General features: G+C 32.9%; 20 protein-coding genes and 1 tRNA gene. 10 read left to right on the top strand and 11 right to left on the bottom strand.

The window, feature by feature from the left end:
* Position 1: 1 nt before the first annotated feature.
* The gene (locus tag Q1A73_RS01505; protein ID WP_299600747.1) at positions 2 to 2,155 is read right to left on the bottom strand and encodes a molybdopterin cofactor-binding domain-containing protein; all 2,154 of its coding nucleotides are present in this window, start codon (positions 2,153 to 2,155) and stop codon (positions 2 to 4) included.
* A 19-nt stretch (positions 2,156 to 2,174) separates the two neighbouring features.
* On the bottom strand, positions 2,175 to 2,636 hold the full coding sequence (locus Q1A73_RS01500; RefSeq protein ID WP_299600745.1) for a (2Fe-2S)-binding protein: 462 nt from the start codon (positions 2,634 to 2,636) through the stop codon (positions 2,175 to 2,177).
* A gap of 181 nt (positions 2,637 to 2,817) precedes the next feature.
* Here Q1A73_RS01500 and Q1A73_RS01495 point away from each other — a divergent pair, with 181 nt between their 5' ends.
* From Q1A73_RS01495 to Q1A73_RS01475, 5 genes are all read left to right on the top strand, one after another.
* The gene (locus Q1A73_RS01495; RefSeq protein ID WP_299600742.1) at positions 2,818 to 3,375 is read left to right on the top strand and encodes an ATP-binding protein; all 558 of its coding nucleotides are present in this window, start codon (positions 2,818 to 2,820) and stop codon (positions 3,373 to 3,375) included.
* A gap of 10 nt (positions 3,376 to 3,385) precedes the next feature.
* Complete coding sequence (locus Q1A73_RS01490) at positions 3,386 to 5,278, top strand: ATP-dependent DNA helicase RecQ (protein ID WP_299600739.1); 1,893 nt, start codon at positions 3,386 to 3,388, stop codon at positions 5,276 to 5,278.
* 4 nt (positions 5,279 to 5,282) lie between these two features.
* Positions 5,283 to 6,230 (top strand): methionyl-tRNA formyltransferase, encoded by a 948-nt coding sequence (gene fmt / locus Q1A73_RS01485; RefSeq protein WP_299600736.1) that lies wholly within the window; start codon positions 5,283 to 5,285, stop codon positions 6,228 to 6,230.
* A gap of 186 nt (positions 6,231 to 6,416) precedes the next feature.
* Positions 6,417 to 6,689, top strand: a complete 273-nt coding sequence (locus Q1A73_RS01480) for an HU family DNA-binding protein (protein ID WP_027391128.1) — start codon at positions 6,417 to 6,419, stop codon at positions 6,687 to 6,689.
* A 131-nt stretch (positions 6,690 to 6,820) separates the two neighbouring features.
* Positions 6,821 to 7,381, top strand: a complete 561-nt coding sequence (locus Q1A73_RS01475) for a YqgE/AlgH family protein (RefSeq protein WP_299600733.1) — start codon at positions 6,821 to 6,823, stop codon at positions 7,379 to 7,381.
* Here the strand turns inward: Q1A73_RS01475 and Q1A73_RS01470 are convergent.
* Both Q1A73_RS01470 and Q1A73_RS01465 read right to left on the bottom strand, forming a co-directional pair.
* A complete protein-coding gene (locus Q1A73_RS01470) occupies positions 7,378 to 8,226 on the bottom strand; it encodes an aminotransferase class IV (protein ID WP_299600731.1) in 849 nt (282 codons plus the stop codon). The two genes, Q1A73_RS01475 and Q1A73_RS01470, sit on opposite strands and share 4 nt — an antisense overlap.
* 64 nt (positions 8,227 to 8,290) lie before the next feature.
* Positions 8,291 to 8,683 carry an START-like domain-containing protein gene (locus Q1A73_RS01465; protein WP_299600729.1) on the bottom strand — a complete coding sequence of 131 codons (393 nt, stop codon included), beginning with the start codon at positions 8,681 to 8,683 and terminating at the stop codon, positions 8,291 to 8,293.
* Between the two features lie 143 nt (positions 8,684 to 8,826).
* Here Q1A73_RS01465 and Q1A73_RS01460 point away from each other — a divergent pair.
* Positions 8,827 to 8,900: transfer RNA gene (locus Q1A73_RS01460), tRNA-Met, on the top strand.
* Between the two features lie 44 nt (positions 8,901 to 8,944).
* Complete coding sequence (locus tag Q1A73_RS01455) at positions 8,945 to 9,196, top strand: GIY-YIG nuclease family protein (protein WP_299600726.1); 252 nt, start codon at positions 8,945 to 8,947, stop codon at positions 9,194 to 9,196.
* A 276-nt stretch (positions 9,197 to 9,472) separates the two neighbouring features.
* Here the strand turns inward: Q1A73_RS01455 and Q1A73_RS01450 are convergent, their stop codons facing one another.
* Both Q1A73_RS01450 and hisS read right to left on the bottom strand, forming a co-directional pair.
* Positions 9,473 to 9,943 carry a hypothetical protein gene (locus Q1A73_RS01450; protein WP_299600723.1) on the bottom strand — a complete coding sequence of 157 codons (471 nt, stop codon included), beginning with the start codon at positions 9,941 to 9,943 and terminating at the stop codon, positions 9,473 to 9,475.
* A 64-nt stretch (positions 9,944 to 10,007) separates the two neighbouring features.
* Positions 10,008 to 11,378: a histidine--tRNA ligase gene (hisS, locus tag Q1A73_RS01445; protein ID WP_299600720.1), complete on the bottom strand. Its 1,371-nt coding sequence runs from the start codon at positions 11,376 to 11,378 to the stop codon at positions 10,008 to 10,010.
* Positions 11,379 to 11,596: 218 nt separating this feature from the next.
* Between hisS and Q1A73_RS01440 the strand changes: the two genes are divergently transcribed.
* Complete coding sequence (locus tag Q1A73_RS01440) at positions 11,597 to 12,838, top strand: ABC transporter permease (protein ID WP_299600718.1); 1,242 nt, start codon at positions 11,597 to 11,599, stop codon at positions 12,836 to 12,838.
* A 469-nt stretch (positions 12,839 to 13,307) separates the two neighbouring features.
* On the opposite strand, the gene Q1A73_RS01435 is transcribed toward Q1A73_RS01440, so the two are convergent.
* The 5 genes from Q1A73_RS01435 to rpsF form a co-directional block, all read right to left on the bottom strand.
* Positions 13,308 to 13,787 carry a DUF6495 family protein gene (locus Q1A73_RS01435; protein ID WP_299600716.1) on the bottom strand — a complete coding sequence of 160 codons (480 nt, stop codon included), beginning with the start codon at positions 13,785 to 13,787 and terminating at the stop codon, positions 13,308 to 13,310.
* Between the two features lie 95 nt (positions 13,788 to 13,882).
* On the bottom strand, positions 13,883 to 17,086 hold the full coding sequence (locus Q1A73_RS01430) for a TonB-dependent receptor (RefSeq protein ID WP_299600714.1): 3,204 nt from the start codon (positions 17,084 to 17,086) through the stop codon (positions 13,883 to 13,885).
* A gap of 103 nt (positions 17,087 to 17,189) precedes the next feature.
* On the bottom strand, positions 17,190 to 17,639 hold the full coding sequence (gene rplI, locus Q1A73_RS01425) for a 50S ribosomal protein L9 (protein ID WP_299600712.1): 450 nt from the start codon (positions 17,637 to 17,639) through the stop codon (positions 17,190 to 17,192).
* 16 nt (positions 17,640 to 17,655) lie between these two features.
* Positions 17,656 to 17,955 (bottom strand): 30S ribosomal protein S18, encoded by a 300-nt coding sequence (gene rpsR / locus Q1A73_RS01420; protein WP_174412104.1) that lies wholly within the window; start codon positions 17,953 to 17,955, stop codon positions 17,656 to 17,658.
* Positions 17,955 to 18,293, bottom strand: coding sequence for a 30S ribosomal protein S6 (rpsF, locus tag Q1A73_RS01415; protein ID WP_299600709.1), 339 nt, complete (start codon positions 18,291 to 18,293; stop codon positions 17,955 to 17,957). Before rpsF ends, rpsR begins: the two co-directional genes overlap by 1 nt.
* A 214-nt stretch (positions 18,294 to 18,507) precedes the next feature.
* Between rpsF and Q1A73_RS01410 the strand changes: the two genes are divergently transcribed.
* Complete coding sequence (locus Q1A73_RS01410) at positions 18,508 to 19,218, top strand: LytTR family DNA-binding domain-containing protein (protein WP_299600707.1); 711 nt, start codon at positions 18,508 to 18,510, stop codon at positions 19,216 to 19,218.
* 182 nt (positions 19,219 to 19,400) lie between these two features.
* Complete coding sequence (locus Q1A73_RS01405; RefSeq protein ID WP_299600705.1) at positions 19,401 to 20,114, top strand: LytTR family DNA-binding domain-containing protein; 714 nt, start codon at positions 19,401 to 19,403, stop codon at positions 20,112 to 20,114.
* The last annotated feature ends 46 nt before the right edge of the window (positions 20,115 to 20,160 follow it).

Here is a 20,160-nt window from a genome sequence, read left to right as displayed (position 1 = left end):
TCTACCCAAGCAATTCTTTTTCCTTCATATTTTTCACAAAAGGTTGTTTTGTCATTCGAACACCTTTTGCAGCTTTTATAGCATTGGCAATAGCAGCTCCTGCTGGTGGTAATGTAGGTTCACCTAATCCTGTAGGTGCAACATCACTTTCGATAAAATGTGTTTCTACAATAGGTGTTTCATTCATTCTAATTAAACGATATGTATTAAAATTAGTATCCTGAGGTTGACCATCTTTAAAGGTAAAATCTCCATACATAGCATGCCCTATTCCATCGATAACTCCTCCTTCAATTTGATTTTTAGCTCCTAAAGGATTTACAACAATACCACAATCAACCACACAAGTTATCTTTTTTACTACAGGTTGATCATTTTCTATGACTACATCTGCTACTTCGGCTACATGAGTATTATGACAATAATAAGAACTAAACCCTTGAAATACTCCTTCAGGTTTTTTACCCCACTCAGATTTCTCAACTGCGGTTTTGATCACTTGTTCTAATCGCTCTGGAGAATATTGAATTCTTTCATCATTATGCCCTTTCACATTCTGCAATAAGTCTAGTCGCAATTGTATATTATCTACTTCCATTACTTCAGCTAGCTCATCAAAGAAACTTTGCTCTGCAAAAGCAAGAAAATTCGTGTATGGCGCTCTCCATGCTCCTATGGTAATATTACTATCATATTTAGCAACGTCTACCTGATAATTTTCTACTGCTCCCGCAGGAAAGAAATTAGGAATTAAACCATACATATTAGAATTCACTGCAGCTTCTTTTAAGTGATAACCTGTTAATTTACCATCTTTTATCGCAGCACTAATTCTATATTTTATTGCGGGTCTGTAGATCCCTGCAGACATATCATCTTCTCTGGAATATACCACTTTTACTGGTTTTTTGGCGATATTAGAGATCTCTGCGGCTTCTAAAGCAAAATCTCCATATAATCTTCTACCAAAACCACCACCCATTCTGGTCATATCTACGGTAACTTCTTCAGGCTTTCTATTCAATAGTTCCGCTACTCTTCTTGCAGTTCCTGCTGGTGTTTGAATAGGTCCAACCAAACGCACTTTTTCTTGGGTTACATCTGCAAAGAAATTCATAGGTTCCATACAGTTATGTGGTAGAAAAGGAGATTCATATGTCCTCTCTAGAACCTTGTCAGCATTTGCAAAAGCTTTTTTAATATCTCCGTCTGACCTCATCGTATCAAACTCACTCCCATCCAAAAGAGCAGTTAATGCTTTATCATGATCTTCTGTATTCTCTAGTTTAGAATCATCTTTCCACTTTGCTTTTACGATTTTTTTAGCTTTCATCGCCGACCAAGTATTTTCGGCCATCACAGCAATCTTATCACCAAACTTGAATATATCGACAACACCTTTTACCGTTTTAGCTTCTGTAGCGTCAAAATCTTCTAGTTTTTTACCAAATGCAGGTGGTCTCACTACACTAACGTATAGCATTCCTTCTTCCTTATAATCCAATCCATATAGAGGTTTACCAGATACGATTTTATCAATATCTACATTTCGAATATCTTTTCCGATAATGGTAAAATCCTTAGGATCTTTTAAAGTTATATCTTCAGGAATCTCCAAAGAAGCTGCTTCTTTAACCACTTCTCCGTATCCTAGTTTATCTCCATTGCTATTGGTTATCACTCCTTCTTTAGTAGTACATGTAGAAGGATCTACTCCCCACTTTGCCGCTGCAGCATTCACTAGCATTTGCTTAGCAGTAGCTCCTGTTTTTCTTAACGATTCCCAACCATGCCTTAAAGATTGACTACCTCCAGCCACTTGTCTGGTAAAGTTTTTGGTATCCAATGCACCTTGTGCTACCACTACATTATCCCATGCAACGTCTAACTCTTCTGCGATTAACATCGGCATCGAAGTTTTTACTCCCTGCCCAATCTCTGGATTTGGAGAAAAAATAGTGACCATTCCATTATCTGCTATTTTAATAAATGCATTAAAATCATTAAAATTCAAATCAGCAATATCTACAGGAGGCGCAGCTTCTGGTTTACAAGCCTGAAATAGGTTAAAACCAATTAACATTCCTCCACCAGCCAATGCGGATGTTCTTATAAATGACCTTCTACTAACAGAAGGTGTTGTAATACGTTTCATTTTTTTGGATTTAAATTGGTTAACTTAGCTTACTTGCAGCTTTTTCTACAGCTTTTTCTATCCTATTATAGGAAGCACATCTACATAGATTTCCACTCATAGCAGTTCTAATCTCCTCTTTATTAGGATTTGGATTCTGCTCTAAAAACGCGGCAGCGGTCATAATTTGTCCTGCCTGACAATATCCACACTGAGGAACATCTATTTCTTTCCAAGCTTGTTGAACTGGATGCGAAATATCTTCAGATAACCCTTCTATTGTCGTTATTTCCATTTCGGCAGCTACAGATACTTGTAACAGACAACTTCTGGTAGCTACTCCATCTGCATGTACAGTACAAGCACCACATTGTCCAATTCCGCAACCAAATTTGGTACCCACTAAATCAAAATGATCTCGTAGAATCCATAATAATGGTGTATCCTTATCTGCATCAACAGAAAGGAATTTACCATTTACTTTTAGATTATAAACAGGCATGAATTTTATTTTTAAAGATTTGTATTTAATTAGTCTAAATAACAGTTAAATCATTATTTGATTTCTGAATTTACTAAAAATAAATACTGGAGAATTCAACTTTAACAGAGCTTTATGGTATCCATATCAATCTATTTTCAAAATCCTTTAATAATTCCGAAATTTGTAAAAAAATATTTCTTTGACGAAACACAAAATAGTAATTACAGGAGGCCCTTCTACTGGAAAAACATCCATCATAAACAAACTTGAAAGTGATGGTTTCTTTTGTTTTCCAGAATTTATTAGAAGTATAACTCAAGAGGTGAAACTTAGCAACGACGCAATGGAAATCACCTCTAATCCAATTGTATCTGTTGATGATCCTTACGATTTCAACTTACAACTTTTACAAGGTAGAATTGATCAGTATCAGGATCCTAAGGCTAGTGATAAACAAATTTCATTTTATGATCGTGGAATTCCTGATGTTCTTGCTTATATGGATTTGTTTAATCAAACATATGATGAAACTTTTATTAATGCTTGTAAGTCGTATCGGTATAATAAGATTTTCATACTTCCTCCATGGGAAGACATTTACACTTCCGATGAAGAAAGATATGAAAGTTTTGAGGAAGCAAAACAAATCTACCTTCACTTATTAAACACTTATACAAAGTTTGGATACAATTGTATAGAAGTTCCTTTTGGAAATGTAAAAGAACGCAGTACCTTTATATTAGAACACGTTTTATAAAATAGTATTGATGATTTCCCCTATTCAACTATTAAAGGAAAATTGGAATTATGATTCTTTCAGACCTTTTCAGGAAGAGATCATCAATGCGCTCCTCCAAAATAATGATGTCTTTGGTCTACTACCTACTGGTGGAGGTAAATCCATTTGTTTTCAAATTCCAGCCCTTTTAAAACCAGGTATTTGTATTGTTATATCACCACTAATTGCTTTAATGCAAGATCAAGTACAACATTTACAACAAAAAGGTATTAAGGCAATAGCGCTTACTAGTGGAATCAAATATTCTGAACTAGATACGCTATTAGATAATTGCATCTATGGTAATTATAAGTTCCTTTATCTTTCGCCAGAGCGATTACAGCAAGATCTAGTGAAAGAACGTTTAAAAAAAATGAACATTAATCTGATTGCAGTAGATGAGGCACATTGTATATCACAATGGGGTAATGATTTTCGGCCTTCTTATAAAAAGATAAGAACTCTAAGAGAGCTAAAACCTTCTGTTCCTATAATTGCACTTACGGCCTCTGCTACTCCCGAAGTAGTAGATGATATTATAATTGAATTAGATTTATTTCAGCCAAAAGTATTCCGACAATCTTTTTACCGGAATAACCTGGGATATATCGTAACCCAAACTTTAGATAAAAATGATCAATTACTTCGGATTCTTTCTAAATATAAAGGTAGTTCTATCATTTATGTACGAAATCGAAAATCTGCCATAGAGATTAGCGATTTCCTAAACGCAAATAAACTGAAGGCAACTTACTATCATGGAGGTGTCGACGCAAAAGAAAAGACCAAACGTTTCCAACAATGGATGCAAGAGGAAATTACTATTATGGTAGCTACCAATGCTTTTGGAATGGGTATTGATAAATCGAATGTAAAAACCATTATACATTATAGCATTCCCGAAAGTATAGAAAGTTATTTTCAGGAAGCAGGAAGAGCTGGAAGAGACGGAACCAAATCATTTGCATTCTTATTAAATAGCAATAATGATATCCGCAACGTTCAAAATCAATTTATAAAAGTATTACCCGATATAGAATTTGTAAAACTGGTTTATCGTAAACTTTGCAATTATTTTCGGATATCTTATGGAGAAGGTGAACAATCTTCCCATGGTTTCAATTTTAATATATTCTGCAAAACTTATAATTTAAACACACTGATAACCTACAATGCATTACAGTTTTTAGATCGTTGTAGTGTATTAAGTTTTTCTCAACGATACTCCAAAAAGAGTACAATCCATATCACTACCACTGGAAATCATCTTTTAGGGTATCTAGAACAAAAACCCCACTTAGCATTAATTACCAAAGCAATATTGCGAACATATGGAGGTATTTTTGACGAAGAAGTAAAAGTTAATCTATCACTAATCGCTTCCAAAGTTAATTGTACAGAAACGGATGTAATCGACACATTAAAACAGCTAGAGGAAGCCGAACTTCTTATTTTTAAGCATAAACTAACGGATGCTAATATTACTTTTTTAGTACCTAGAGAAGATGATCATACTATTAATAGAATAAAACCTTATATAACAGAATTGCGATTATCAAAAACCAAAAAGGTAAATGCAATGATTGATTTTGTACAAAACGAGAAAATATGCAGAAGTAGATTTTTGCTAAAGTATTTTGGTGAACAAGATGCTGTCGATTGTGGAATATGTGATATATGCCTTGCCAAAAAAAAATCAGTTATTGATCCTGTAGCAATCAAAAAACAAATACTCAATCTTTTAACAAAACAAGACTTATCCTCAAGAGAATTGCTACATCAACTAGATTGCTCCGAAGAAGAAGGATTAAAAATACTAAGAGAATTAAACGAACATCGTATTATAAAAATAAATTCTTATAACAACTATCAACTCGTATAAATACATGAGAGACTTACGAATTCTATTTATGGGTACACCTGATTTTGCAGTAGAAACCCTTAAAACAATTATAGAAAATAAATTTAATGTTGTTGGTGTTATTACTGCTCCAGACAAACCTGCTGGAAGAGGTAGAAAACTAAGAGCGTCTGCGGTAAAAGAATATGCACTATCCCAAGGTCTAACGATATTACAACCAACGAATCTAAAAAATGAAGATTTTATAAAAGAACTAGCTTCCTTAGAAGCAAATCTAAATATCGTAGTTGCCTTTAGAATGTTACCTAAAGTAGTATGGAACATGCCCGAGTATGGTACATTTAATCTTCATGCATCTTTTTTACCCGATTACCGAGGTGCTGCACCAATTAATTGGGCTATCATTAATGGAGAACAAAAAACTGGAATTACTACTTTTTTCATCGATGAAAAGATTGATACGGGTCATATCATTCTTCAAAAAGAAGTAGAAATTAAAAAACAGGACACTGCAGGAATACTTCATGATAAATTAATGACACAAGGAGCAGCTTTGGTAATTGACACCATTAAAGCCATAGAAAACGAAACGGTTACTACTACGAAACAACCAAAAGAAGAGACTTTTAAGACTGCCTATAAATTGCATAGAGAAAATACCAAGATTAATTGGCAGGACTCAATTGAAAATATTTACAACCTTATTAGAGGTTTGAGTCCTTATCCTTCTGCCTGGAGTAACCTATATAATAAAGGAGAAGAAATATCTATAAAAGTATATGAAGCTGAAATAGAACTTATAGAACATAATTTTGAGATAGGAAAAGTAATCATTGAAGATTCTAAAATCAAAGTTTCGGTAGTAAAAGGATATATTATTTTAAATAAGATTCAACTTCCGGGGAAAAAAGCTATGGAAGCTAAAGCACTCCTTAACGGGTACACTTTTTATAAAGATGCTAAAATGTGCTGAGCCCTTGCTATCAAAGGAGTAAGAAAAATCCAATAATTCATATATGTTTATTAACAATCACCTTGAGTTATCAACAAAAGCCCGTATTTACTGGGCTAATCCTTGCACGAATCATAAATCCGTATAAATTTGTAGAGCGTTTAACAAAAATTTGGTTTAACCAACAATTAATTTAAAAACAGAATTATGAACAAAACAGAATTAATCGATGCAATGGCAGCTGATGCTGGAATTACAAAAGCAGCAGCAAAGAAAGCTTTAGAGTCTTTTTTAGGAAATGTTGAAGGTTCTCTTAAAAAAGGTGACCGTGTTTCTTTAGTTGGATTCGGTTCTTGGTCAGTTTCTAAAAGAGCTGCAAGAGAAGGTAGAAACCCTCAGACAGGAAAAACTATCAAGATCGCTGCTAAAAACGTTGTAAAGTTCAAAGCTGGTGCAGATTTATCTAGTTCAGTTAACTAATTTAGTTAGTTTTTGATATTATAAAGAGCTCCTTTTTAAAGGAGCTTTTTTTATGGATAACAGCTAAAAATCGGCTATACTTTTTGATTATTAGAAATAATTATTTAGTTTTAGTATAAACTACACCATCTATGATTTCATTACAACCAGCAAAAGGACACCTTCTGATTGCAGAACCATCGATTATTGGCGATGTTTCTTTTAATCGTTCGGTCGTACTTTTAGCAGATCATAGTAATCAGGGATCTATAGGCTTTATCATGAATAAACCATTAGATTATGTGCTTTCTGATTTAGTTCCTGAAGTAGAATCAGAATTTCAAATTTATAACGGAGGTCCTGTTGAGCAGGATAATCTGTATTTCATTCATAAAATTCCAGAGTTAATTCCTAATAGTGTGGAGATTTCTTCAGGAATTTATTGGGGTGGTGATTTTTCGGTAGTATCTAAATTAATTATCGAAAATAAAATTACACCTAATGAAATTCGTTTTTTCTTAGGGTATTCTGGATGGGATGCAAAACAACTACTACAAGAATTAGAAGCTAACTCTTGGGTGATTGTTAAAAACACTTATGAGAAGAATATTATAGGAAAATCCTATAATACTTTCTGGAAAGAAAAAATGATCGAACTTGGAGGAGAATATGTGCTGTGGTCCAACGCGCCTGCGGATCCTAGTTATAATTAATTTCCCAGTCTTATTTGTGCATTTAATACCCCAAGTAATCTTCTAGCAATATCTAAATTATACTCTTTCTTTCTAAACTTAGTAATAGGTTGAATACCTTGTATTACATTAGTTATAAAAAGTTCGTCTGCTTTCTGCAATTCGAAAGGAGAAATAGAAGCTTCCTCTATTTCGTATTCTGGTAACTTTTCAATAATTCTTACTAACTGCTTACGTAATATACCTTTAAGACAGCCATCAGCAACTGGCGGAGTTTTTATCTTATTCCCTTTTATCAAAAATAAATTTCCATTTAAAGCCTCAATAACCATTTTATTGGAATTAAGTAATAAACAATTATTGTATCCATTTTCTTTAGCAAAAATACCACCAAGAATATTCACCAATTTATTATTAGATTTTAGTGTGGATAATAAATCTGTAGCAACATAATGATCTTTAAATAATGTCACTTCATAAAAATCTTCAGATAAAGTATAAAAGGACGATGTAAGTTGCTTTACCGAAATAGAATAATCAACGTCATTGGTAGCTGGCGTATATAATCCTCCTTCTTTTCTATTTACAATGATCTTTACACGAACAGAAGAGTTTGACAAACCATTTTCTTCTATAAGACCTAAAATCTCTTCCTGTAAAAACTCTGGTGTAAACTTCATCGGAATTTGCATTCTTAGAATCCTCATGGAAGCCATTAATCTAAAGTAGTGGTCTTCCCAAAATAGAATAGTCCCAGAATTTACTCGTATCGTTTCAAACAAAGCATCACCGTAGGCATATCCTCTGTTGGCTGTAGATAATGTAGCTTCATTATCTTTCAACAAATTTCCGTTTATATTAATCATAAAAAAGCCCCTTATTACCAATTATCATTGGGCGGGGCAAATATACATTATAAAAATATAGGAATTAAGCAGAACCTAGTACATGTTTTAGGTTACTAATCATATTCTCCCATAACATTTTATTTTCATCGATTTCATCATCATCCGAGAAATCTGTAACCATTAAGGATACATCTTTAGTAATTTCATCTACCTGAATTCGCATTTCGAAAAAATAATCACTCCCATCTTCGTCATCTGCTAACCATCTAAATTTAATTCTTTCACCACTTTTTTTACTTAAAAGCTTTGCTTCCTCTTCACTATCGTCCCATATAAATGTAAACATTTCACCTCGTGAATTTACATTATCAGAAAACCACTCAGAAAGTCCTGAAGGAGTAGAAATGTATTGATATAATAGTTGAGGAGAAGATTGTATTACAAATTCAAGCTCGTATTTTATTTTTTCAGACATATTGGAAATTGTTAGTAAGCCAATATATAGATTAATTATTGACTTTAAAAATATTTGAAAAAAATTAATTCTACTTTATTGTTTGCTACAACGGTTTTTGTTTTTATATTTGCACCCGAATTAAAATGATGTAGCATCTATTTGGCGAGGTAGCTCAGCTGGTTAGAGCGTTGGATTCATAACCCAGAGGTCGGGGGATCGTGCCCCCCTCTCGCTACATTAATTCACAAAGCCCTTAGAAATAAGGGCTTTTTTGGTTTTATGAAAGAATTCGTAGTTTATATATTATTTTCTAAAAAGTATAATAAAACTTATACTGGTTATACTTCTGACTTAATTAAACGTTTTCACTCCCACAATCAACTTGCAACAAAAGGATTCACGATAAAATATAGACCTTGGTTGGTAGCCTATATAGAGTTTTTTACAAACAAAAAGGAAGCTCTAGAAAGAGAGAAATTCCTAAAATCTGGGAAAGGAAGAGCTTGGGTAAAAGACAAACTAATGCTATAGGTAAGGATTCTTATCCGCCTAAGGCGGACGGGGGATCGTGCCCCCCTCTCGCTACATTAATTCACAAAGCCCTTAGAAATAAGGGCTTTTTTGGTTTTATGAAAGAATTCGTAGTTTATATATTATTATCTAAAAAGTATAATAAAACTCTTACCATCATGCACTAAATCCGTCTAAAACATCTAAACTAATAAGAAATAGAACAACTATCGAAACAAAAAACCATCTTAAAATATCTTTTAAGATGGTTTTTTGTTATTTAGTAGAATTCTAATACTACATCTGTCTGCTTAAAGCATCTATTTGTTTTGTTTTTTCCTGCATATACTTACTCATCTTTTCCATTTCCTCTGCAGGTAATGTAGAAATTAATTTCCTGTACTGTTTGGTAAGGCTAGTACTAGACTCACTCAGCTTTAAAAAAGCGTCCAAATCGGCTTTGGACTCTACAGCTTTTTTATATTTTGCCACATAAGCTTCATAATCCCTGATATACTTTTTTGCTTCCTGACTATCAAATGAAGGTGCTCCAGCAGGTAATTTTATTTCCTCAGTTTTTGGCTTCTTCTTCTTAGGTTTCTTTTTCTTCTTTACTACTGGTTTTTTTTCTTCCACAACTTCAACAACATCCGTTGAGTCAACAACCTCTTCCACAACTTCGACTTTATCTTCTTTAGGATCCTTTTTGCAGGATACCGGAAAAGATAATAAGAGACATAAAAGAGAACTCAATAAGATATTTTTCATAATTATAATTTTAGGGTAGTTAATAGTATTTGCTTTTAGTACGGTCTATTTATTGGTTGTAATTTTAGCTTAAAAGTAACTTTAATTCTTCAAAATTCATAGTTTCTTGCGTTCCAGTCTTCATATTTTTAACTGTATAATTGTTATTTTCTATTTCTGAAGTTCCCGCAAGAACAACAAACGGTATTACTCTTTTATTAGCATATTTCATTTGTTTATTCATTTTTGCACTATCAGGATATAGCTCAGCAATAACACCTTCTTTTCTTAATTGAGCAACCGCTTTAAGACTATACAATCCCTCATCCGTTCCAAAATTAATAAATAAGACTTTAGTTCCTGGAGCTACTGTATCAGGAAACAGCCCTAATTCCTCTATAACCAAATATATCCTATCCAATCCAAATGAAATACCTACTCCACTTACATCTTTAAGTCCAAAAATACCTGTAAGATCATCATAACGACCACCTCCTCCGATAGAGCCCATTTTGACTCCTTCTGGAGCTGATACTTCAAAAATTGCTCCTGTGTAGTAATTTAAACCACGTGCTAAAGTAACATCCAAATCAAGTTCTGCAGTTTCTAACGGAATTTCCTTGATAGCATTTATGATAAACTCTAATTCATCTACTCCTTTTGTACCTTCTTCAGAGGCATTCAGAAGCTCTCTCAACTTAGCTAACTTCTCTGCAGTAGTTCCTGTAAAATTAAAAAGAGGTTGTACCTTATCTATGGCGGTTTGTTCGATACCTTTAGAAAGCATTTCTTTTTTAACACCTTCTTCTCCTATCTTATCCAGTTTATCTAATGCAACCGTAAAATCAATCAATTTATCACTAGCTCCAATCACTTCTGCAATCCCTGAAAGAATCTTACGATTATTCATTTTTATCGTAACTCCTTCTAAACCTAATTTAGAAAACACTTTATCATAAAGCTGAACAAAGTCTACTTCTTGCCATAAAGATTTACTACCTACCACATCTGCATCACACTGATAAAACTCCCTAAACCTTCCTTTCTGTGGACGATCTGCTCTCCATACAGGTTGAATCTGATACCTTTTAAACGGAAAATCAATTTCATTTTGATGCTGAACCACGTATCTGGCAAATGGAACTGTTAAATCATAACGAAGTGCTTTCTCGCTGATTTTAGAGGTCATCTTACCACTATCTTTTGTAGCATACAATGCATCATCTACCTTATTTAGATAATCTCCACTATTCAATATTTTAAAAATAAGACGATCTCCTTCTTCTCCATATTTACCCATCAATGTTTCACTATTTTCAAAACTTGGAGTTTCTATGGGATGGAAACCAAACAACTGAAATTGTTCTCTAATAGTATTCATAATATAACTTCTCTTAGCTACTTCAATTGGAGAAAAATCACGTGTTCCTTTTGGTATAGAAGGTTTTTGTGCCATATATTTATATTAAATTTTTCGCAAAAGTATACAATTCTTTATTTATACTTTTACCACTAATTCTAATTCATTCTAAAGGATGTAAAGATCTAAAAAAGCTTAAAATTTTATATTAAAAAACATAAAGAGTTTTACTTATTTAAATAAAATTTACTTTTTTGAGTAACTTTAAGGACGTTTTGTAGTCTTATACAGGAAACGATACTAATTCACTAATTATGTTTTCACTTTTTCGCGAGAATGTTCGTATTGCCTTAGACTCTATTAAGGGACAACTTTTACGCACTATTCTTACCGTATTAATCATTGCTATTGGTATTACAGCATTAGTAGGAATATTAACTTTTTTAGGAGCTTTAGAAAACACCATTACTGGAGATTTTGCCTCTATGGGTTCTAATACTTTTAATATTCAACGTTATGAATTTACTACCAGAAGAGGTGGTAGCGGCGAAAGAGAGAAAATAAACCCTATTATTAGTTATAGAAACGTACGACAGTTTAAAGAAAAATTCCAATATCCTTTTTCTAAAACTTCAATTTCATTCACAGGAACACGAAATGCAGAAGTAAAATTTGAAAATGAAAAAACAGATCCTGAAGCTTCTGTAGTAGGAGTTAATGAAAACTATTTAGAAAATAGCGGTACAGAAGTAGAATTTGGAAGAAATTTTACTTTTTTTGATATAGAAAACAACAATCGTGTTTGTCTAATCGGACCAGATTTTAAGAAGAATATTTTTAAAGATACTGATCCTGTAAATAAAACAATTAGCATTAGAGGTGTGAAATTTAAAGTGATTGGTGTTTTAGAGAGTAAGGGAGCAACTTTTAGAAACAATCAAGATCTTAAAGTTTTAATTCCTTTGCAAGTAGCACGTTCGATTTATACTTTACCAAACATTAACTATAACATCAGTGTAAAGGTAGATGATAAACAGTTTTTAGAAGGCGCGCAAGATGAAGCTATTATTACTTTTAGAAAAATACGCGGTCTCAATCCTATAGAAGAAAATAACTTTGGTCTAGAACGAAGTGATGACTTGATTAACCGTATCTCTAGTATTACTGGATATTTGTATTGGGCAGCGTGGATCATTAGTATCATTACTATTTTCGGATCTTCGATTGCACTTATGAACATCATGCTCGTTTCTGTAACGGAGCGAACCAGAGAGATAGGAGTTCGAAAAGCTCTTGGAGCTAAAAAGAACACAATTTCTACTCAATTTTTTATGGAAACCGTTATTATTGGTCAAATCGGTGGCGTAGTAGGTATTATACTAGGAATAACAATTGGAGCTATTATTGTAGCTGTTTCAGGCTTTGAATTTAGTACGCCTTGGTTAGCGATTTTCGCCGCAGTAGTTACCTCATTTTTAACTGCTGTTGTTTCTGGGTCCTATCCAGCTGTAAAAGCAGCAAAACAAGATCCTATCGAATCGTTACGATATGAGTAATTGGATATAAAACCTTAAAATGACATTTGAAAAAAATTACTTTTTTCTGATATCCAGATTTATTTTAATTAATGTTTCAATCTTTACTCTATTAATAATAGGCAAAACCTTGTATACTGGTACTGCCTTATTTAATATTCCAAATTACCTATTCATATTACATGGAATACTAATAACCATTATTTTTTTCCTAATGGTTCACTCGATTTCTATTAAAAAGAAGATTCTTATATTCAAAAATATTTTTGGTATAACTATTAAACTAGTAGATTTAAAAACCATAAAGGGACGAAAGGTAGATTACAAGTCACTCCCTAGCAATATCTATAATATTTTGCTGAGAAAAAAATACGATAGTACTTGTAAAATAACGTACGCTTTAACAAATAAGACATATTCTTTTAATGGTCATGTTTTATCAGATAAAGGTTTAAAATTACTATTGGCTAAAACCAAAAAATAATTTTTCTTATTCTTTATCTCCAATAAGTTTATCAAAATATTGAAACAATTCACCTTTGGTGATATTTGCACCTTGAAGAATCAGTTTAAACTTATCCATATTTGGATTCTCTCCGTAGGCTTTATTGGCATTATAGAAAGCTACTTTATCGTCTAATAAATTATTTCGTAACCAATCATATCCTTCTTTTGTAGTGATATCAATATCTTCTACATTTACTTTTATAGCAATCAAATGCATTTCCATTTCTCCAAGATGAAAAAGATGTATTTGATCTTTAGAAAAATGTTCTAAAAACTGAGCGCTATTAAGAACTCCTTCCCAAACTAGATCACTAAAAACATCTATCTCTTCCTCTGCTACTTCAGGTTTATTTGCCTTGATATCACTCCATTCTTCAGCTGTAATAGATTGTGTAGCTAAAAAATTAATAAACTCTTGATGTAATTCTTCTAATTGTTCTTTGGTGAGCCTTTTGTACTTCATCTTTTCTATAAATTGGCTGCAAAAATAGTAATAATTAAAAATCCGCTCCTAATAATTAGGAACGGATTTTTTATAGTATTCTGAATACAATGGTTTTAATTAAATATATAGCGCAAACCAACTTGTGCTTGCCATCTAGAGTCTAAACTAAAATCATTTGCGAATGTCTTTGTCTGCGAAGTGTCAAAAGAATAGGTTGGTGTATTAGTAGCATCCACAGTAACACCAATTGGCTGATCATTTACTGGTATCTGGATCACACCCCAATCAGAATTTAACAAATTTCCAAAATTTAGAATATCAACGCTTAATTGGATTGTATTCGTCTTATCACCTATTTGAAAATTATAATCCTGTAAAAGTTTTACATCCCATCTTCCTCGCCAGGGACTTAAAATTGCATACTTCTCAGCATAATTCCCCCTTCTTCCTCTAAGATACTCATCCTGTTGGATATATGCTTCTAGCGCAGCTCTTTGCTCTTCTTGTTCTGCTGGAGTTCCACTAAAGTTATAAGTCCCTAATTCTGTTTGTGTTGGAATATAAATCAAATCATTCAATACCGATCCATCATTATTGATATCTCCAGAATAGGTGTAAGAGAATCTTCCGCCTTGAGCATATTCATAAAAAGTCCCTAATGATGTTCTCCATTGTTTATTCTTTCCATAGTGGAAAGATTTATTTAATTGCCCCACAATTCTATGTCTATCCCCATATCTAGATGCAGTACTTATCGCCTGATTTACATTTCCAAGAGCCGGATTTCTATCATAAGCATCACTCGAAATTTCTGCATCAAGCGAACTTGCATCTTCAGCTTCTAAGAAGTTATAAGCAACACTGGCAAATAATCCATTCTTAAAACTCTTTTGTAATTTAAATGACCAGTTAAAAGAATGTCCTACATTCGTATTCGTAAAAACATAGGCATTTGTAACTCCTCCAAACTCATTAACAGCCCTATCAGATGCCAAATATATTGGTCTACTATCAGCTCCATTTAATGTTCCAGAAGGTGTCGCTAATCCAAAATTACGAACCATTTGCGCATTGATATCTTCGGTATAAATAATATCAGTGGATGCAATCAAACCATTTTTAAACTTATAATCAATTCCTAAACTATTTCTAAATACTTGAGGGAATTGAAAATCTGGAGAAGACGTAGTGTAAAAGAAGAAATTTGGATTTGCCACTTGATTCCCTATCCATACAAAAGGAAGTCGCCCCGTAAAAATCCCTGTTCCTCCTCTTACTTGCAATGTCTTATCTCCTAGTATATCATAGTTAAATCCTAATCTAGGAGAAATTAATAATTTTTTAGAAGGTAAGTCTAAGCTATTTAAATTAGTTGGGCTTCCATTTTCATCAAAATAAGTAATTCCAGGTTGGTAATTCCCATCTGGGAACTCTCCACCAGCTGCTCTTTCGATATTTTCGACAATTTTATCTCTGGTATCAAAAAATAGTGGTTGATCCACTCTAATCCCATAAGTTAACGTAAACTTGTCACTCATTCTCCATTTATCCTGTGCATAAAAAGCCAATTGCCCAACATTTGTTTCTGCCAACGCCCAATTATCTGTCGAATTATTGGTATCGAATACATTTCTAGCATTCGCAAGCGCTTCTGTAATAAGACCGTTATTTACAGCTTGTTCAAAACTATTCGTAGAACCAGGTGTAATCCTTACGCTATCAAAATCTGGCGCAAAAGTACCCACCCCACCATCGGCATTAAAATACGTATAGACTCCAAGATTAAAAGAATTATCAAACTCAAATCTTTCGAAACTTCCTCCTAGAGTAATTGTATGTTTACCGGTTACAATATTTAAATTATTAGTTACCTGATATACTTTTTGTTCTAATCTATTATTTATAGAAAACGGTTCATGCCCGGCGACAATATATCGCACACCATCTTGTGCAATATTAATAGGTGGAGCTGGCGCAGAAAAAGGATCTCTACTATCATCAAACAAGGTATAACCTGCCTGAAATTTATTAGAGATATTTCCTCCAAAATTGGAATTTAATTCTACTAAAAAGGAATTAATCTTGTTATTAATTGTGTAACCAGAATTTCTAAACTGTAAAGTAGTAAGATCAGGTCCCCTTCTGCCAATTGCTTCTGGATTTGCAGGTAAATCTCTAGAAGCATCTAAAAAGTTATAAATTAAAGCTAACCGGTGATTATCACTAATATTCCAATCTAGTTTTAGAATTCCTTTTGTTGATTCTGTATTATGCGTATATCCTTCATAAGGTCCTGTTTGATACCCTAATGAGTCTAATTTTCTTGACACAAATTCTAAATCTTCTGCAGAAACACGAGATACATTCGCACCAGTTAATCCAGGTCTGGCCGCTAAAAAATTAGAACCTAAATCTTCGCGATCATCTATCTCGAAGTTTGCGAAAACGAATAATTTGTTTTTTACAATCGGTCCTCCAATACTTAAACCATATTGTGCTTGGGTCAAATCTGGAACTATAATATCATCATCTCCAACTTTATCTCCTGTTAAATCCTGATTACGATAAAAACCATATACAGTACCTTTCCATTCATTCGTACCACTTTTGGTAACAGCATTTACCGATGCTCCGGTAAATCCAGCCTGTGTAACATCATAAGGAGCTGTAGAGACTTGAATTTGATCAATAGCATCTAAAGAAATAGGTTGCGCATTGGTCTGGCCACCAGGAGTTGCAGCATCTAATCCAAAAGGGTTATTAAAAATAGAACCATCTAAACTAAAATTATTAAACTGATCATTTCTTCCTCCAAAAGAACCATTACTCGAAGCTGTTGGTTCTAAACGGTAAAAATCCGCTGCAGACCTGGTAATCGTCGGTAACGATTTTATTTCTCTATTACCAATACTGGTTTCAGCACCTGTTCTTTCGCTACTAAACGTAGCATTTTTATTCGTAGTGATTACAACCTCTTCTAATTGATTAGCGTCTTCAATCATAACCACATCAATATTGTACGTTTGCCCTAACTGAAGATACACATCATCAAATACCTTTTTCTTAAATCCAACATAGCTAATTGTTACACGATAGGGTCCTCCTACTCGTAAATTAATAAGATCAAATCTACCATCGAAATTGGTTGTTCCGCCATAAGTGGTTCCAGTAGGCGAATGAACAGCAGTGATATTAGCTCCTGGTAGTAATTGATTGGCACTATCATATACCAAACCAGAAATATTGGATGTCGTTACCTGAGCATGAATAGTAATTGCCAATAAGGCAAAGACTAGAGTGATAAGAGTTTTTTTCATTGATTGATCGTTTTTGTGTGAATACAATGAAAATAAACAAAAAAACCACTCCAAAGGAGCGGTTTTTATATTCTTATAAACTGGTTTATTAACCGATTTAGTATTATGCTTGTGCTATAACTTCAAACGTAAGTGGAGTAATAACAGCTCTGTGAAGACGAATTGAAGCTTCGTACTGACCAAGACGTTTTATTGTTCCTCCTGGTACCGTGATGAATTTTTTCTCTAATTCAACACCTTCTTTAGCTAGAGCTTCAGAAACATCAGCACTAGAAACAGAACCAAATAATTTATCACCTGTTCCAACTTTTGCAGCGATTTTAATTTCTAAAGCAGCTATTTTCTTCTCTAATTTCTCTGCATCTTCAATTTCTTTCTTTTCTTTAAAAGCACGTTGCTTTAACGTTTCTTCTAATACTTTCTTAGCAGATGGAGTAGCTAATACTGCATATCCTCCTGGGATTAAAAAGTTACGTCCATAACCGTTCTTCACCTCTACTACATCGTCTGCGAATCCTAGATTCTCAACGTCTTTCTTTAATATAAGTTCCATAATGTTATGACGAATTTTATTTTAATAAATCTCCAACGTATGGCATTAATGCTAAGTGTCTTGCTCTTTTTACAGCAACACTTACTTTACGTTGATATTTTAAAGATGTTCCTGTAAGACGACGAGGCAATAATTTCCCTTGTTCGTTTACAAAAGCCATTAAGAAATCAGGATCTTTATAATCAATATATTTAATTCCTGATTTTTTAAAACGACAATATTTCTTCGTTTTAGAAGTATCTATATTTAATGGAGTAAGATATCTGATCTCTCCATCTTTTTTTCCTTTAGCTTGTTGTTCTATCGATGACATAATTAAGCTTTTTGTTTGTTTCTATTTCTTCTTTTCTCAGCCCAAGCGATTGCATGCTTATCTAATTTTACAGTTAAATAACGCATCACTCTTTCATCTCTTCTGAACTCAACCTCTACGGTGTTTATAGCTTCTCCTGGTACGGTGTACTCAAATAAGTGATAAAATCCACTTTTCTTGTGCTGGATTGCATAAGCTAACTTCTTAAGACCCCAGTCTTCTTTAGATATCATCTTGGCACCGTTAGAAACAAGAATGTCTTCGTATTTCTTAACTGTTTCCTTTATCTGCTCTTCAGATAAAACGGGATTCAAGATGAAAACAGTTTCATAATGATTCATAAAAAATCTATTTTTTAATTAAAATTGGCTGCAAAAGTAATACTATTTTTTAAAATATTCAACAAACGCAACAAGAGAGTAAATAAAAAGTATTATCAAAAATGTAAAAATTATCCATCTATCGTTAAAAAACACAATTCATCGATAAAATACACAAATTCATTTAAGTTTAGATAATTTTTGAGTACTATTGTAACATCCTAAATCTAATAAAATGAAAAAACCTTTAATCAAATGCGCAGTAGTAGATGATTCTAATATGCAGCGTCTTGCTATAACTCAATTAATCAGAAAACAACCCCAATTAGAACCGGTAGGGGAATGGAGCAACGCCATCGAAGCAAAAAATGGATTACTAGATGTACACACGGATGTATTATTTCTCGACATAGAAATGCCTGTACTAAATGGATTTAATCTTCTTGATTATTTAAAAGACAAGCCTCATGTTGTCATCGTTACTGGAAAATCGAAATATGCTCATAAAGCCTTCGATTATAATGCGATAGATTTTTTAAAAAAACCTTTGAAATCAAGTCGTTTTTCTATCACCATAGATAAACTTTTACAAGCCGAAAATTTTCATAAAAAAATCGAAGCGGAAAAAAACAGCCCTTCGATATTCATAAAAAGCGGTTTAAAAGAATATAAGGTTTATTTACAAGACATTTTATACGTATCAGCAATGGGAGATTTTGCAAAAATTCATTTAGAAAAAAGCTCTCCTTTGGTTGTAACTGGCACGATGACTTACTTAGAATCATTATTACCAAAACAATACTTTTTTAGAGTACATCGATCATTTATCGTAAATCTGGAAAAAATAGAACGTTTTACCTCCAGTTATTTGGAAATTAAAAACGAGGCCATTCCCATTAGTAGACAAAAGAAACAAGAATTAAGGGATATTTTAAAATCTTTTTAGCGTTATAGACCATAAAAATTATTTACAAGTAACTGTAATTAAAGTGATTCTAAAAAATGACATTTAAAATAAAAAAACATCGGAATTTTTCATTTCGATGAAACACATTTTTTATCGATAAAAAGCGTAAAATGTTTGTGGAAATAATATATATTCATTAATATTGTATAGAATATTAACCTATGCAAGTGGAACAATCTCAATTAAAATGCGCAGTAGTAGACGATTCACGTCTCCAAAGACTCGCAATTGTAAAATTAATAGATGAACACTCATCACTAGAATTAGTGGCTGAGTGGAACAATGCTATTGAGACAAAAAACGGATTATTAGATACTCCGGTCGACCTATTGTTTCTAGATATCGAAATGCCAATACTCACCGGTTTTGATCTTTTAGATGATCTGGAAAACAAACCTCATATCATATTTGTTACTGGAAAAACAAAATATGCTTTTAAAGCCTTTGACTACGATGCTATCGATTATTTAAGAAAGCCCCTAAAAAAAGATCGATTTAATGCAGCTGTAGAGAAAGCACTTAGCATGTCTCGTTTAAATTCAGAACAAGCTTCTGTAGAGGATGATGATTACATCTTTGTAAAAAGTAATCTGAAAAAACGAAAAATATTTTTAAATCAATTAAAGTATGTTGAAGCTTTAGGTGATTATGTAAAGTTAATTATGGAAGATGGTGATCCTATTGTGGTTTTGGCTACGATGAAATCATTTGAGGCAGAATTACCAAGCGATCGTTTTTTAAGAATACACAAATCGTACATCGTAAATCTTGATAAAGTAGAACGTTATAACAGTCGTAACATAGAAATAGCGGATGAAAAAATACCGCTAAGTAGACATAAAAAACATTCTTTGATAGAGGCGTTAAGCGGATAAAACAAAGTATAATAAATATACAATCCCGTTACTTCTAAGTGATGGG

The organism is uncultured Aquimarina sp., from assembly GCF_947492115.1.
In the GTDB taxonomy this organism is placed as follows: Bacteria; Bacteroidota; Bacteroidia; order Flavobacteriales; family Flavobacteriaceae; genus Aquimarina.
This window is presented reverse-complemented; position numbering and strand designations above follow the sequence as displayed.

Coding starts and splice junctions, on each gene's coding strand:
- Q1A73_RS01480 (WP_027391128.1), top strand. CDS start 6,417: ATGAACAAAACAGAATTAATCGATGCAATGGCAGCTGATGCTGGAATT.
- Q1A73_RS01430 (WP_299600714.1), bottom strand. CDS start 17,086: ATGAAAAAAACTCTTATCACTCTAGTCTTTGCCTTATTGGCAATTACT.
- Q1A73_RS01450 (WP_299600723.1), bottom strand. CDS start 9,943: ATGAAAAATATCTTATTGAGTTCTCTTTTATGTCTCTTATTATCTTTT.
- Q1A73_RS01405 (WP_299600705.1), top strand. CDS start 19,401: ATGCAAGTGGAACAATCTCAATTAAAATGCGCAGTAGTAGACGATTCA.
- Q1A73_RS01440 (WP_299600718.1), top strand. CDS start 11,597: ATGTTTTCACTTTTTCGCGAGAATGTTCGTATTGCCTTAGACTCTATT.
- Q1A73_RS01455 (WP_299600726.1), top strand. CDS start 8,945: ATGAAAGAATTCGTAGTTTATATATTATTTTCTAAAAAGTATAATAAA.
- Q1A73_RS01475 (WP_299600733.1), top strand. CDS start 6,821: ATGATTTCATTACAACCAGCAAAAGGACACCTTCTGATTGCAGAACCA.
- Q1A73_RS01500 (WP_299600745.1), bottom strand. CDS start 2,636: ATGCCTGTTTATAATCTAAAAGTAAATGGTAAATTCCTTTCTGTTGAT.
- Q1A73_RS01505 (WP_299600747.1), bottom strand. CDS start 2,155: ATGAAACGTATTACAACACCTTCTGTTAGTAGAAGGTCATTTATAAGA.
- hisS (WP_299600720.1), bottom strand. CDS start 11,378: ATGGCACAAAAACCTTCTATACCAAAAGGAACACGTGATTTTTCTCCA.
- Q1A73_RS01490 (WP_299600739.1), top strand. CDS start 3,386: ATGATTTCCCCTATTCAACTATTAAAGGAAAATTGGAATTATGATTCT.
- Q1A73_RS01410 (WP_299600707.1), top strand. CDS start 18,508: ATGAAAAAACCTTTAATCAAATGCGCAGTAGTAGATGATTCTAATATG.
- rplI (WP_299600712.1), bottom strand. CDS start 17,639: ATGGAACTTATATTAAAGAAAGACGTTGAGAATCTAGGATTCGCAGAC.
- Q1A73_RS01465 (WP_299600729.1), bottom strand. CDS start 8,683: ATGTCTGAAAAAATAAAATACGAGCTTGAATTTGTAATACAATCTTCT.
- fmt (WP_299600736.1), top strand. CDS start 5,283: ATGAGAGACTTACGAATTCTATTTATGGGTACACCTGATTTTGCAGTA.
- rpsF (WP_299600709.1), bottom strand. CDS start 18,293: ATGAATCATTATGAAACTGTTTTCATCTTGAATCCCGTTTTATCTGAA.
- Q1A73_RS01435 (WP_299600716.1), bottom strand. CDS start 13,787: ATGAAGTACAAAAGGCTCACCAAAGAACAATTAGAAGAATTACATCAA.
- Q1A73_RS01470 (WP_299600731.1), bottom strand. CDS start 8,226: ATGATTAATATAAACGGAAATTTGTTGAAAGATAATGAAGCTACATTA.